The following is a 13,575-nucleotide window of genomic DNA, read 5'->3' on the forward strand; positions in this document are numbered from 1 at the left end:
TGCGATGGCTGAGGTCTCCGCGTCGGACGCGCCTACCGAAGGCACGAAATATGGGAGCGGCTCAAGCACCGGTGCGCCCGACTACCCACACGGAACGAGAAGGGACCTAATAAATTCTTATAGATCATCTGGCTCTGAACATTAAGATTATTCATAAATGTAAAGTAGGACTTCACACCTACGGCGCCGACAATCTGGTGAAAATGCCCGGTGTTTATTAGTGGATCAACCATTCGGTAGTTAAAATCACTGAAGTCAAAGTTGAAGTCATATTCATTTTGCTGACCAGACACAAAACGACTTTTCTTTCTCAAAATTTCTGCTTCCAGCGTCTTGAGGACCTCTGCGTTTATTTCAATTTCGACGAGAAATAGCTTCTTTGCCTTGCCTCTCTGAGATCTGCTTATGATGTAGTGAAAAAGAAATTGTATCAGCGCACCAGCTACAACACCCAAGAACAGCCAAAAAGACTGTTGAAAGGCTGTAGAGGTCAGGAAATCACTCACCCAAAACCCCCTCAAACTCCCTCCATTCCCCCTTGCTCATCCCCGAATTCTCCTGCGTCACGGTCTCCCCTTTCAGCATGCGGCGCACGCAGTCCAGCGCGGTAGCCGATAGCTGCGCGCCGCCCATGCGGTAATCCTCGAAGGCTTTGTAGGCGAAGGGCACCCAGTCGGCGACGATCTTGCAGATCTCGTCGGCATAGACGCGGATCTCGTATTGGGCGTGGTTGTCCGCGCGCAGACGCAGGAAGTGCAAGAGGTTGTGCAGGTCGACCTTCCAATACCATTGCGTATAGATGTTGGCGGGCAGGTTCATGCGGGCCAATTCGCGCGCGAGGCCCTGCTGCCCCTCGGTCGAGATCATTTCCTCGTAATGGTCATAGGCGCGCATCGCGTCGTCTTGCAGGAATTTCAGCACGCGCTGCGCCTCGTCGCCTTCCAGCACCTCGCCCCGGCCCTGATTGTTGACCACCGATTGCGCATTCAGCGCATCGGGTGCCGGGATATAGAACTCACGGTCCAGGATCGAATAGCGGGCCGAGTATTCATTGACGTTGGCCGTGCGGTGGCGGATCCACTGGCGCGCGACAAAGACGGGCAGTTTGACGTGCAGCTTGATCTCGCACATCTCGAAGGGGGTCGAATGCCAGTGCCGCATCAGGTAGCGGATCAGCCCCTCGTCGTTCTGCACCGATTTGGTGCCCTTGCCATAGCTGACGCGCGCGGCCTGCGTGATCGCGGCATCATCGCCCATGTAGTCGATCACCCGGACAAAGCCGTGATCGAGCACCGGGTAGGCGGTATAAAGATGCGCCTCCATCCCCTGTGCGGTGGCGCGCAGGGTGCTCTGCGGCTCGGCGCGCTGCGCTTCGATTTCGGCGGTCTGCTCGGGGGTGAGGGGCATGGGCGGGATCCTTGGCGCGGTATGGGGTTGGATTGAGTCGGCGTTATCCATATCTAGCCGGAGCGGCCCTAAAAAGGCCAGCGGGCTAGACGGGACAGCGTTTCCCCCTAAGCTATAAGCAGAATTCAGAAGGAGACCGCCATGACGACACGCTATCTGCACACGATGGTCCGGGTGAAGGATCTGGAAAAGACGATGGCCTTTTTCGAGCTGCTGGGCCTGCGCGAGGTTCGGCGCATGGATAATGAGGGCGGTCGATTTTCCCTTATTTTCATGGCGCCCGAGGGGCAGGAAGACTGCCCGGTCGAGTTGACGTATAACTGGGATGGCGACGACCAGCTGCCCGATGACAGCCGCCACTTCGGCCATCTGGCCTATAGCGTCGACAACATCTATGACATGTGCGCGCATCTGCAAAAGAACGGCGTGACGATCAACCGCCCCCCGCGCGACGGCTACATGGCCTTTGTGCGCAGCCCAGACAACATTTCCGTCGAGCTGTTGCAGGCGGGCGATCCGCTGGACAAGGCCGAGCCTTGGGCCAGCATGGAAAACACGGGCCATTGGTAGGACGCGCGGCCTCCGCAGGCGGCGCGGCGGCCCTGAGTGCCGCACTGCTTCTTGGCGCGCCTGTGGCAGCGCAGGCGCAAGCCCAGTGCCGGCTGGCGCTGGTTCTGGCGCTTGATGTGTCAGCGTCGGTGGATGCACAGGAATACGATCTCCAGCGCCTCGGGCTTGCCGCGGCGCTGGACGCGCCTGACGTCCGCGAGGCAATCCTGCGCGGTCAGGGCGGGGCGGTGGCGCTGTCGGTTTTCGAGTGGTCCGGGCGATTTCAGCAGCAGATGCATCTGGACTGGACCTTTCTGACCACCCAAGGCGACATTGACCGCGCTGTGGTGACACTTGGCAACGTCACCCGCAGCTACGAGGGTTTTCCGACCTCCGTGGGCCAGGCCCTGGGATATGCCGCGTCGTTGCTGCGGCGCGGGCCGGAGTGTGATCGCAAGGTGATCGACATCTCTGGCGACGGCATCAACAACTATGGATACGGACCACGGGCGGCCTATCGGCATTTTCCCCTGAGGGATGTGCAGGTCAACGGTCTGGTCATCCTCGGGGACGATCCCGAGGTCGAGGCGTTCTATCGCCGCGAGGTCATGCGCGGGCCGGGCGCCTTTGTCGAGCGGGCCGCCGGGTTCGAGGGGTTTCGCGCGGCGATGACGCGCAAGCTGTTTCGCGAGATCAATGACTTGATGCTGGGCGAGGTGGATGCGCCGCGCCGGTCACCGCATGGCTAGAGGCGCGGCTTTGGCATTCTGCGCCATGCTGCTGGCAAGCCCTGCGCAGGCCGCCTGCCGCCTCGCGCTGGCACTCGGCCTCGATGTGTCCGGCTCGGTCGATGCGCAGGAATATCGGCTGCAACTCGACGGTGTCGCGAGCGCATTGATGCATCCCGAGGTGCAGGGCGCGATCTTTGGCATGCCGGGGGCGCATGTGTCGCTCGCGGTCTACCAATGGGGCGCAGAGGACCAGCAGCACGTGCTGCTGAGCTGGACAGATCTGCATACGCCCGGCGATGTGGCACGCGCGGCCAACAACCTGCGCGCCGCCAACACCCGCTTTGAAAATCCCTATACAGCGCTTGGCGCTGCCATGACCTACGGGGCCGCTTTGCTGCGACAGCGGCAGGACTGCTGGCAGCACACGCTCGACATCTCCGGTGACGGGCCATCGAATTCCGGCCCCGCGCCGCAAAACGTGCTGCGCGATCCGCGCGCGGGCATTACCGTCAATGCGCTGGTCGTCAATCCCGGCGGGCGCGACAATGTCACCAAGGATCTGTCGCAAACACGCACCCTGCTCGACCATTATCGCGCGCATGTGCTGCGCGGCCCCGGTGCGTTTACAGAAACTGCCCGTGATTTTCGGGATTTCGAGGCCGCGATGACACGCAAGCTCCTGCGCGAGCTGCGCCCGGCAGCCCTGTCACTGGACGCAAACGCACCTCAGTAGATGTAGCGGATCTGATCCGCCCAATAGCGCTCGACCCGGCGCAGCGATGCGGCAATCTGGTCGATCCCGTCTGCGCCCAGTACGCCGTTGGACTGCAGCCCGTCAGCGTGTCGGCCAAAGAGTTCGGTCACGACATCGCGGATCTCGCGCCCCTTTTGCGTCAGGCGCACCCTGACCGAGCGGCGGTCGATCTCGCACCTTTGGTGGTGCATATACTCCATCTCGACCAGTTTCTTGAGATTGTAGCTGACGTTGCTGCCTTGGTAGTAGCCGCGCGACTTCAGCTCGCCCGCAGTCACCTCGTGATCGCCGATGTTGAAGAGCAGCAAGGCCTGAACGGCGTTGATGTCCAGCACGCCGACGCACTCGAATTCGTCCTTGATCACGTCCAGCAAAAGGCGATGCAACCGCTCGACCAGTGACAGGGCGTCCAGATATCCGGCCATGAAGCCCTGATCATGGGCGTCGGGCGCAATGGATTTATGCATGCTCATTTCTCTCTCCGTGCAAAACCTGCTCGAGAGAGAAACTGACCCAAATTGCCGAACAATCGGTTAAACCACGCTCGTAAAACGTTTTTACCGATAAAATGCTATTTATTTTCCGCAAAACCGCGCAGTGTGCGCATAGGATCGGATCATGCTGTATCCGGCAGTGCGGCGATATCGTCGATCAGCGCGCCATACTGTGCGGGCGGCGCAACCTGACCACTGACCCACTGATAAAGATCCTGATCGTTTTCTTCGAGCAGGGCGTCATAAACGTCCAGCTCGGCATCGCTGAGATCATGCAGCCGCGCGCGAACAAAGCGCATCATCAGGATGTCCATTTCGCGAATGCCCCGCCGCATCGACCTCATCGTCAGTCGGCGCAGGCGGATGTCGCGCGGCTCTGATACCGGGGCCGCCGGCATGGGGATATCAGGCATCATCTTCTTTCAGCAGGCCGTGCAACTCCACTTCCACGCGGGCCAGCCGCTCGGCGTTCAACTGCATCTGGGCCGAAATTGCCCGGATCTCATCAAGCAGCATATGCGCGCCGCGCACATAGCTGGTGGCCTCGCTCGGATCGCCGGGCCCATCGCCCTCGCCGGTCAGCAACCACAGCAGTGACACGTTCAGAAGGCCCGCCAGCATCGACAGGCGCATCGCCCGAGGCCCGCGCACGTCGTTTTCCCAATCCTCGAGTGTCTTCTTCTTGACGCCCAGCCGCTTGGCCAGTTGCGCTTGGGTCATGTTGGCCAACTCGCGTGCGCCTGCCAGACGGTCCCCAAATGTCGTCGCATCGGGGTCGAACCATTTTTCGGTGGTTTCTTCGTTCATCTTTGCCGTCTCCCTCGGAGTTGCCGTTATCGCGCTTGATCCGTGTTACATGGCAACCTAGAACAGCAGCGCCGAACTTTCAAATCCGGAGACCGACATGATCACCCTGTCCGCGACATTATCGCGCGTGAAACCCTCGCCCACCATCGCCGTCAGCACCAAGGCGCGCGAACTCAAGGAGGCCGGGCGCGATGTGATCGGCCTCGGCGCCGGAGAGCCGGATTTCGACACGCCCGAGAACATTCGCGAGGCGGGCAAACGCGCCATCGACGAGGGCAAGACGCGCTATACCGCGCCCGACGGCATCCCCGAACTCAAGAAGGCGATCTGCGCCAAGTTCAAGCGGGATAACGGCCTCGATTATGCCCCCGCGCAAGTCAGCGTCGGCACCGGCGGCAAGCAGATCCTCTATAACGCCTTCATGGCCACGCTGAACCCCGGCGACGAGGTGGTCATCCCCGCGCCCTATTGGGTCAGCTACCCCGACATGGTGCTGCTGGCGGGCGGCGAGCCTGTCTTTGTAGAGGCCAGCATGGACACGGCCTACAAGATCACCGCCGATCAGCTTGAGGCGGCGATCACGCCGAAAACCAAGTGGTTCATCTTCAACTCGCCGTCGAACCCGACCGGCGCGGGCTATACCTGGGACGAGCTCAAGGCGCTGACGGACGTGCTGCTGCGCCACCCCCATGTCCTCGTGATGACGGACGATATGTATGAGCATCTGGTGTTTGGCGATTACAAATTCTGCACCCCAGCCGAGGTCGAGCCAAAGCTCTATGACCGCACCCTCACCTGCAATGGCGTGAGCAAGGCCTATGCGATGACGGGCTGGCGCATCGGCTATGCGGCAGGCCCACAGGAGATTATCAAGGCGATGGGCAAGATCCAGAGCCAGAGCACGTCCAACCCCTGCTCGATCAGCCAGTGGGCGGCCGTCGAGGCGCTGAACGGCACGCAGGATTTCATCCCCAGGCATAACGAGATTTTTCAGCGCCGCCGCGACATGGTCGTATCCATGCTGAACGAGGCCAAAGGGATCGAATGCCCGATGCCCGAAGGCGCGTTCTACGTCTATCCGTCCATCGCGGGCTGCATCGGCAAGACAGCGCCCAGCGGCACCAAGATCACAGATGACGAGGTCTTTGCGACCGAACTGCTTGAGGACAAGGGCGTAGCCGTGGTCTTTGGCGCTGCCTTCGGCCTATCGCCAAACTTCCGCGTCAGCTACGCTACCTCGGACGAGGCGCTCAAGGAGGCGTGCTCGCGCATTCAGGATTTCTGCAAGAGCCTCAGCTAGGCATTCAGGAGGACGCGGAACATGGCCGGAGAGCTGCCCGATTATTACTTCAGGGTGCGCGAAAACGGCGCCTTCGTGTTCCGCGTCGATACCCAGAACCGCCAGCGGCGGATCGACCTCGATCAGATCGCCGTCGTCAACATTCGCAAGGGCGAGATTAAGCCCCATGGCGAGCGTGAGTTGACCGAAGAGGACACAGCCGTCATCCGCGACTGGATGGCCGAGCGGCTGGAGCTTCTGGAATACCGCGATATCGACGACATTCACCGCGCAGTCGACTATCTCAACACCACCGCTCAATGGGCGCAGACCAGGGCCAGCGATGAGCAACTTGAGGCGGTGACAGACGCGCTGCTTCTGGCGATGCACGATCTGCGCACGGTTCTGGTGCGCAAGAAGGCGGACCGGCTGCTGAGCGAGGGCTGATCCCTCAGACCAGCCAGCGCCCCGTACAGCGCCAGAACCGGAGGCCCAGCAGGGCCGATGCGGCGGCAAGGCCGATGGCCAGCCCGATCCAGACGCCGACCCCGCCCAAGCCCAAGGGAAAGCCCAAGAGGTAGCTGGCCGGGATCCCGATCACCCAATAGCTGATTCCGGCGATAACCATGGGCGCGCGCGTGTCGCGCACCGCCCGCAAGAGGCCCAGCGCCATGACCTGCCCCGCGTCCGCCAGTTGGAACAGCGCGGCCGCCGCCAGAAGCCCGACCCCGATCGCCAGCACCGCCGCGCGGTCAGGATCGTCCGGCCCTATGAAGCCGGACATGAGCACGCCCGGCATCAGCAGGAACGCTGCCACCGTCAGCAATGCAAACACCCCCGACAGGCCCACCGCCACCACCGCCCCCGAACGCAGGGCGCTCTTGTCGCGCCGACCGTAGGCCTGCCCGGCGCGCACGGTGGCCGCATTGGACAGCCCCAGATGGATCATGAAGGCCACCGACGTCAGCTCCAGCGCGATGCCATGCGCCGCGAGCTGGACGGTGCCCAGCCAGCCCATCATCACCGAGGAGGCAGCGAACAGTCCCGTTTCGGCCAGATTTGTGATCCCGATGGGCCAGCCCAGTCGAAACACGTCGCGCAGCGCCTCCCAGTCGGGGCGCCAGACGCGCACAAAAAGGGAATGTTCGGGCGTGGCAATCGCCACATAGACGCCCAGCGCGATAAGCGTCGCCGAGGTCACGCCCAGCGACGCGATGGCCGCGCCGCGCACGCCCATTTCAGGCATGCCCAGATTGCCGAAGATCAGCGCATAATTGACGAGCGCATTCAGCGCGACGGCCGCAAGCGTCAGCCACAGCACCACCTGCGTGCGCTCCAGCGCGGCAAGGTAGGACTTCAGGACCATGACCATCAGGGCCGGGACGATAGACGCCCCCGCGATGGCCAGATACTCACCCGCCAGCGCGGATGTGCCTGCGTTCTGATCCAGCAGCAGGAAAAGGCTCTCTGAGCCGATCATCACGGGCAGCACCAGCGCGGCAAACAGAAGCGAGGCCCAAGCGCCCATGCGCGTGATGCGCCTGACCTGCCGCTCGTCGCCTTCGGCAACGGCAGTGGCGACCATCGGCATCACCGCAAAAGCAAAGCCGGACCCCATGATGAAAAAGACGAAGAAAAACGTATGCGCCAGCACCTGCGCCGCCAGCGCCTCGACACTGTACCAGCCCAGCATGACGGAATCGGTTAAATGAATCGCCATCTGTGCCAGATGGCTGCCGATCAGCGGCACACCCAGCACCAGCAAGGACCGCGCGTCGCGGCGATATGAAATGGATACTGTCATGAGTCAAAGCGCCTCGGTGCCAGCTGAGACGACGGACCAAAGCGCAGCGCGCGGCTTGGCCGCGCCGAAATCGGGCGGTCAGTGTGTCCAGACGCCCCTGCGATTGGTCGCGAAATTCTCGCCATAGCCGCCGGGGCGGATGTTGACCTTGCGCGTGTGCGGATCCTGCACAACCACGTCGATGCCGTGCTCTTCGGCATACTCCAGCGCCGCTTCCTTGGTGGGAAAGCTCAGACGCACTTGGGCCTGGGTATCATCGGATGACGTCCAGCCCATCAGCGGATCGACCTCGCGCGCGCTTTGCGCGACATGCTCCAGCACCCAGTTGCGGGTGTTGGCGGTGCCCGATGACATGGCGGTGCGGGCGGGGCGATAGATACGGGCAGGCATTGGCGTCTCCTTGGCGGGTCGTCCTGAGGCGCGTCATCCTCAGGCAGGTCGTGCTAGGTTTCAAATGCACCATGCGGGCCACGAATGTCAATTGCGGCGCGTCGCCCCGCGTGACGCCGCGCGCGCCCTGCACTAGGCTGCACCAGAGGCGACAAAGGCACCCCACGCTCATGGCAATCAAGATCGAGATGCTCCGATGTTTTCAGGCGGTTGCCGACCACGGCAGCCTCACGGGCGCGGCCGAGGCGCTGGGGCGCACGCCCTCGGCGATCTCGATGATGCTGCGCCAGTTCGAGGATCATGTCGGCGCACCCCTCTTCGAGAGCGCGCGCAAGTCCCATCTGACACCGCTGGGCGCGCAGATCCGCACCGAGGCCGCGCGCGAGCTGGCCCATTACGCGCGCACCATCGAGGTTATCGAGGCGCTTTCGCGTGCGCAGGCGGGCAATGTCCGCATCTCCTGCACACTTTCGGTCGCGCAGGGGGTCCTGCCCGCAATCCTGCGCGACTTCATCAGCGCCCGGCCCGGCGTGCATATCGACCTGCGCGACAGCGACAGCGGGACGGTCCAGCGCGATCTGATCGAAGGGCGCGCCGATATCGGCCTTGCCACATTGCCGCCCCTGCCCGGCTTTCGCCGCGAATTGCTGCTGTCGGATGCGTTCGGCGTGGTCTGCCCCGCAGACCACCCGCTGACGACCCGATGGGAGCATCTGACTTGGGCTGATCTGATCAAGTTTGATTTCATCGCCAACGGGCTTTGCGCGCAAATCTCCGACGCCGATTTTCAGCCCATCCTCGGTGCCTCGCGCCTGATGGTGCGCAGCACCGCNCAACGGGCTTTGCGCGCAAATCTCCGACGCCGATTTTCAGCCCATCCTCGGTGCCTCGCGCCTGATGGTGCGCAGCACCGCGTCGATCCTCAGCATGGTGCGCTCGGGTGCGGGCGTGACGATCCTGCCCGCGCTGGCGGTGCCCCCCGATGCGCCCGACCTCGCCTTCCTGCCCCTCAAAGGGAGCGCCGTCCGGCGCGAGGTATGGATGGCGCTGCCCCCCGCGGGTGAGGTCGCCCCAGCGGTCGAAGCGCTGGCGGACGCCATCCGCCGCGCCGCACCCGCGACATCGGGGCAGACCGCATGGACGAAGTGAGATCATATCAAAATTCAGCAAAACTGAATTTTAATTCACTACTTTGCGATTGCATTGAAGCGTCCAAGCAGTCGAAACTTCGCCCTCAACGCGCAGACATCAGGCAAACGCCAGTCAGACACTAAATCAAACACCAAAGGGGCCGCTCACATGACCGATATTCGCAAGAACTACATTGCAGGCGAATGGGTCGATGGCCCGACACAGATCGAAAATCGGAACCCTTCGGATCTGAGCGATCTCGTCGGCACCTATGCCCAGGCGAGCGCAGCGCAGCTGGACGAGGCGCTGGATGCCGCCCGCGCCGCGCAGGCTGAATGGGCCGCCTATGGCCTCGAGCGCAAGCAGGCCGTGCTCAACGCCATCGGGACCGAGATGATGGACCGCGCCGAAGAGCTGGGCACCCTGCTGAGCCGCGAGGAAGGCAAGCCGTTCGCCGAGGGCAAGGGTGAGGTCTATCGCGCCGGGCAGTTCTTTACCTACTACGCCGCCGAGGTTCTGCGCCAGCTGGGCGAGACCGCCGACAGCGTGCGCCCCGGCGTCGAAATCGACGTGCGGCGCGAGCCTGTGGGCACCGTCGCGGTCATCAGCCCCTGGAATTTCCCCACCGCAACAGCAAGCTGGAAGATCGCGCCCGCGCTGGCCTATGGCAACGCGGTGATCTGGAAGCCCGCAAACGTCACCCCCGCCTCGGCTCACGCGCTGACCGAGATCATCGCGCGGCAGGACATTCCCAAAGGGCTGTTCAACCTCGTCATGGGCGCAGGCCGCGATGTGGGCCAGCGTCTGGTCGAAAGCCCCAAGGTCGATGCGATTTCCTTTACCGGCTCGGTGCCGGTGGGCCGCGGGATCGCCGTGGCGGCGGTTCAGAATTTCACCCGCATCCAGATGGAGATGGGCTCCAAGAACGCGCTTCTGGTCGCCGACGATGCCGACCTCGACCTTGCCGTTACCCTTGCCCTTGGCGGCGCGTTCGGCGGCACAGGACAGAAATGCACCGCCTCCTCGCGGCTTGTCGTGATGGACGCCGTGCACGATGCCTTCGTCGAAAAGCTCGTCGCCGGCGCCCGCGCGATGAAGGTTGGCCCGGCCCTTGGCCAAGGCACGCAGATCGGCCCGGTCGTGTCCGAAGAGCAGCTGAACGAGAACCTCGCATGGGTCGAAAAGGGCAAATCCGAGGGCGCCACGCTGGCCTGTGGCGGCGCGCGGCTGAACCTCGATACCGACGGCTACTTCATGTCGCCGGGCGTCTTTACCGGCACCACCAAAGACATGAGCATCAACCGCGAGGAAATGTTCGCCCCGCTGGCCTGCGTCATCAAGGTTGCCAGCTACGAAGAAGGGCTGAGCGTCGTCAATGACACCAATTTTGGCCTAACCTCGGGCATCGTCACGACCAGCCTTGCACGCGCCACGCATTTCCGCCGCAGCGCGCGCACGGGCGTCGTCACGGTCAACCTGCCCACCGCAGGCACCGATTATCACGTTCCCTTCGGCGGACGCGGCGACAGCAGCTATGGCCCGCGCGAGCAGGGCCAGACCGCGCGCGAGTTCTACACCATCGTCAAGACAGCCTACATCGCCAGCGGCACGCCCTCATGAACCCGCGCATCGACGGCCTGCAATACGCCAACTGGTCGGAAAAGATCTTCCGCGAGATGCGCGCGGGCGGCCTCGATGCCGTGCATGTCACCATCGCCTATCATGAGACCTTCCGCGAGACGGTGTTGAACATCGAGCGCTGGAACCGCTGGTTCGAGCAGTTTCCGGACCTCATCATGAAGGGCCGGTGGGCGGGCGATGTGCGCAAAGCGCGCGAGACCGGACGCACGGCCATCTTCTTCGGCTTCCAGAACCCCAGCCCGATCGAGGATGACATCGGCCTCGTCGAAGTGCTGCACGATCTGGGCGCGCGTTTCATGCAGCTGAGCTACAATAACCAGTCGTTGCTGGCGACAGGCTGCTACGAGGCCGAGGATCCCGGCATCACCCGCATGGGAAAACAGGTCATCAAGGAAATGAACCGTGTCGGCATGGTCATCGACATGAGCCATTCTGCCGATCGCTCGACCATCGAGGCGGCGGATCTGTCGCAGCGGCCCATCGCCATCACCCACGCGAACCTGCATTCATGGCAGCCCGCCTTGCGCAACAAGCGCGATGACGTCATTCGCGCGGTCACGCAAAATGGCGGCATGATGGGGTTTTCGGCCTATCCCCATCACCTCAAGGGCAAGTCGGACTGCACGTTGCAGGCATTTTGCGAGATGATCGCCCGCGCCGCCGAGCAATTCGGGGCCGAGCATTTCGGCATCGGCACGGATCTGTGTCAGGATCATCCCGACAGCATCGTCGAATGGATGCGCACGGGCCGCTGGTCCAAGGAGATCGACTTTGGCGAGGGCAGCGCTGCCGCCCCCGGCTTTCCGCCGCAACCCAGCTGGTTCAAGGACAACCGCGATTTCGGCAATTTCGAGACTGGGCTGCGGGCCATCGGCTTTGACGCGAGCGAGATCACCGGGCTGATGGGTGGCAACTGGTTGCGATTCTTTGAGGAAAACTTCACCCCCCGCGGTTCAGCCAATGCCTCCGCGGGCAACTAGACTGACCGGGGTTACCGGCGACACTACTGCAAAACACTCAGGGAGGGTGTAACATGAGCGATACCAACGCCGCGGGCGGATCACGCGCGCATATCAACAGACCACTTTTCGCGATCACCGGGGGCTTCATCGTCCTCTTTTGCATCATCGCACTGGTCAATATCGACCTGCTATCGACGATCGTCGACACCACCTTCGCCTTCTCGGCCAAGTATTTCGGGCTCTATTGGCAGGTTCTTCTGCTCGCCACGTTCCTGATCGGCCTCGTTCTGGTCGTTCTGCCGGGCGGGCGCGCGATCATGGGCGGCATGAGCGTGCCGGAGTTTCCGGCCTTCCAATGGGGCGCGATGATCATGTGTACCCTCTTGGCCGGGGGCGGCGTCTTCTGGGCCGCAGGCGAGCCGATGGCGCATTTCCTGGACTCGCCGCCCTATTTTGGCGCGGAATCGGGCACGGCTGATGCCGTCGGCCCCGCACTGGCGCAGAGTTTCATGCACTGGGGGTTCCTTGCGTGGGCCATTCTGGGCGCGCTCAGCTCGGTCATGCTGATGCATTACCACTATGAAAAAGGCCTGCCGATGGCGCCGCGCACGCTGCTTTATCCGGTGTTCGGCGATGCGGCGATCAACGGCCCGATTGGCTGGATCGCGGATGCGGCCTGCATCATCGCCGTGGTGGCGGGCACCGTCGGCCCGGTCGGCTTTCTGGGCCTTCAGGTCAGCTATGGCCTCAATGCGCTCTTCGGCATTCCCGACACCTTCACGACGCAAGCCTGCGTGATCGGCGGGCTTGTCGTGATCTACACGATCTCGGCCATCACGGGGCTGTCCAAAGGGATCCAAATCCTCAGCCGGATCAACGTCATTCTGGCTGCCATCCTGCTGCTCTTCATGCTGATCGCCGGTCCGACGACGTTCATCTTCTCCAGCTTCTTCTCAGGTTTCAGCACCTACATCACCGATTTCTTCGGCATGGCGCTCTATCGGGGCGATGCGGCTGTCTTTGGTGATCCGGGCTGGCTGGGCTGGTGGACCGTGTTCTTCTGGGGCTGGTTCATGGGGTATGGCCCGCTGATGGCGATGTTCATCGCACGCGTCAGCCGGGGCCGGTCGATCCGCTCGATCGTCATCATGCTGTCGATCGTGGCGCCCGTCGTGACCACTTTCTGGTTCACCATCGTCGGCGGATCGGGCATCGCGTTCGAGCTTGCCAACCCCGGATCGGTCTCGACCGCGTTCGAGGGGTTCGACCTGCCTGCCGCCCTCCTGGCGATCACGCAGCAGATGCCGCTGGGCTTCATCGTCTCGCTCCTGTTCCTGATCCTGACCACGATTTTCGTGGCCACAACGGGCGATTCGATGACCTACGTCATCTCAGTCGCCATGTCCGACGAAGACCGCAGCGCGACAGGCGTGCGTGTCTTTTGGGGTGTGACGATGGGCATCATGGCGCTGATCCTGATCTGGACGGGGTCGGGCGGCATCGGCAAACTGCAAAGCTTCATCGTCGTCACGGCGGTGCCGGTGTCGCTGATCCTCTTGCCATCGCTCTGGGACGCGCTGCGCATCACCATCGCAAAGGGGCGTGGCACGGATTGATATGAAAAAA

General features: G+C 62.6%; 16 protein-coding genes and 1 pseudogene. 10 read left to right on the plus strand and 7 right to left on the minus strand.

The window, feature by feature from the left end; translation table 11 throughout:
* Window positions 1-32: 32 nt before the first annotated feature.
* Both V8352_RS18060 and thyX read right to left on the minus strand, forming a co-directional pair.
* On the minus strand, window positions 33-506 hold the full coding sequence (locus V8352_RS18060; protein WP_336425686.1) for a hypothetical protein: 474 nt from the start codon (window positions 504-506) through the stop codon (window positions 33-35).
* The gene (gene thyX, locus V8352_RS18065) at window positions 499-1,407 is read right to left on the minus strand and encodes an FAD-dependent thymidylate synthase (RefSeq protein ID WP_336425687.1); all 909 of its coding nucleotides are present in this window, start codon (window positions 1,405-1,407) and stop codon (window positions 499-501) included. The genes V8352_RS18060 and thyX overlap by 8 nt, the downstream gene beginning before the upstream one ends.
* 141 nt (window positions 1,408-1,548) lie before the next feature.
* On the opposite strand from thyX, the gene V8352_RS18070 reads away from it, so the two are divergent.
* From V8352_RS18070 to V8352_RS18080, 3 genes are read left to right on the plus strand one after another with little or no spacing between them, the layout of a single operon-like run.
* Entirely contained in the window at window positions 1,549-1,977 is a 429-nt protein-coding gene (locus V8352_RS18070; protein WP_336425688.1) for a VOC family protein, read from the plus strand.
* Window positions 1,971-2,705 (plus strand): DUF1194 domain-containing protein, encoded by a 735-nt coding sequence (locus V8352_RS18075; RefSeq protein WP_336425689.1) that lies wholly within the window; start codon window positions 1,971-1,973, stop codon window positions 2,703-2,705. Before V8352_RS18070 ends, V8352_RS18075 begins: the two co-directional genes overlap by 7 nt.
* A gap of 25 nt (window positions 2,706-2,730) precedes the next feature.
* Window positions 2,731-3,420: a DUF1194 domain-containing protein gene (locus tag V8352_RS18080; protein ID WP_336425690.1), complete on the plus strand. Its 690-nt coding sequence runs from the start codon at window positions 2,731-2,733 to the stop codon at window positions 3,418-3,420.
* Here V8352_RS18080 and V8352_RS18085 read toward each other — a convergent pair.
* The 3 genes from V8352_RS18085 to V8352_RS18095 all read right to left on the minus strand — a co-directional run bounded on the left by V8352_RS18085 (window position 3,414) and on the right by V8352_RS18095 (window position 4,742).
* Entirely contained in the window at window positions 3,414-3,914 is a 501-nt protein-coding gene (locus V8352_RS18085) for a MarR family winged helix-turn-helix transcriptional regulator (protein ID WP_336425691.1), read from the minus strand. The two genes, V8352_RS18080 and V8352_RS18085, sit on opposite strands and share 7 nt — an antisense overlap.
* A 143-nt stretch (window positions 3,915-4,057) precedes the next feature.
* Entirely contained in the window at window positions 4,058-4,348 is a 291-nt protein-coding gene (locus tag V8352_RS18090; RefSeq protein WP_336425692.1) for a succinate dehydrogenase assembly factor 2, read from the minus strand.
* Window positions 4,341-4,742, minus strand: coding sequence for a helix-turn-helix domain-containing protein (locus V8352_RS18095; RefSeq protein ID WP_336425693.1), 402 nt, complete (start codon window positions 4,740-4,742; stop codon window positions 4,341-4,343). Before V8352_RS18095 ends, V8352_RS18090 begins: the two co-directional genes overlap by 8 nt.
* Window positions 4,743-4,839: 97 nt before the next feature.
* On the opposite strand from V8352_RS18095, the gene V8352_RS18100 reads away from it, so the two are divergent.
* Entirely contained in the window at window positions 4,840-6,042 is a 1,203-nt protein-coding gene (locus V8352_RS18100) for a pyridoxal phosphate-dependent aminotransferase (RefSeq protein ID WP_336425694.1), read from the plus strand.
* 21 nt (window positions 6,043-6,063) lie between these two features.
* Window positions 6,064-6,468 (plus strand): hypothetical protein, encoded by a 405-nt coding sequence (locus tag V8352_RS18105; protein ID WP_336425695.1) that lies wholly within the window; start codon window positions 6,064-6,066, stop codon window positions 6,466-6,468.
* A gap of 4 nt (window positions 6,469-6,472) precedes the next feature.
* On the opposite strand, the gene V8352_RS18110 is transcribed toward V8352_RS18105, so the two are convergent.
* A complete protein-coding gene (locus V8352_RS18110) occupies window positions 6,473-7,825 on the minus strand; it encodes an MATE family efflux transporter (protein WP_336425696.1) in 1,353 nt (450 codons plus the stop codon).
* 78 nt (window positions 7,826-7,903) lie between these two features.
* Window positions 7,904-8,215 carry an ETC complex I subunit gene (locus V8352_RS18115; RefSeq protein ID WP_336425697.1) on the minus strand — a complete coding sequence of 104 codons (312 nt, stop codon included), beginning with the start codon at window positions 8,213-8,215 and terminating at the stop codon, window positions 7,904-7,906.
* A 188-nt stretch (window positions 8,216-8,403) separates the two neighbouring features.
* Between V8352_RS18115 and V8352_RS18120 the strand changes: the two are divergent.
* The 5 genes and pseudogenes from V8352_RS18120 to V8352_RS18140 all read left to right on the plus strand — a co-directional run.
* Window positions 8,404-8,907, plus strand: a pseudogene (locus V8352_RS18120) (LysR family transcriptional regulator); the annotation flags it as partial.
* Between the two features lie 235 nt (window positions 8,908-9,142).
* Window positions 9,143-9,364: a LysR substrate-binding domain-containing protein gene (locus tag V8352_RS18125; RefSeq protein WP_336425698.1), complete on the plus strand. Its 222-nt coding sequence runs from the start codon at window positions 9,143-9,145 to the stop codon at window positions 9,362-9,364.
* 150 nt (window positions 9,365-9,514) lie between these two features.
* Window positions 9,515-10,966 carry an aldehyde dehydrogenase family protein gene (locus tag V8352_RS18130; RefSeq protein WP_336425699.1) on the plus strand — a complete coding sequence of 484 codons (1,452 nt, stop codon included), beginning with the start codon at window positions 9,515-9,517 and terminating at the stop codon, window positions 10,964-10,966.
* On the plus strand, window positions 10,963-11,967 hold the full coding sequence (locus V8352_RS18135) for a membrane dipeptidase (protein WP_336425700.1): 1,005 nt from the start codon (window positions 10,963-10,965) through the stop codon (window positions 11,965-11,967). The genes V8352_RS18130 and V8352_RS18135 overlap by 4 nt, the downstream gene beginning before the upstream one ends.
* 53 nt (window positions 11,968-12,020) lie before the next feature.
* Window positions 12,021-13,565, plus strand: a complete 1,545-nt coding sequence (locus V8352_RS18140) for a BCCT family transporter (RefSeq protein ID WP_336425701.1) — start codon at window positions 12,021-12,023, stop codon at window positions 13,563-13,565.
* Window positions 13,566-13,575 lie beyond the last annotated feature (10 nt).

Source organism: Roseovarius sp. D0-M9, from assembly GCF_037083805.1.
Classification (GTDB): Bacteria; Pseudomonadota; Alphaproteobacteria; order Rhodobacterales; family Rhodobacteraceae; genus Roseovarius.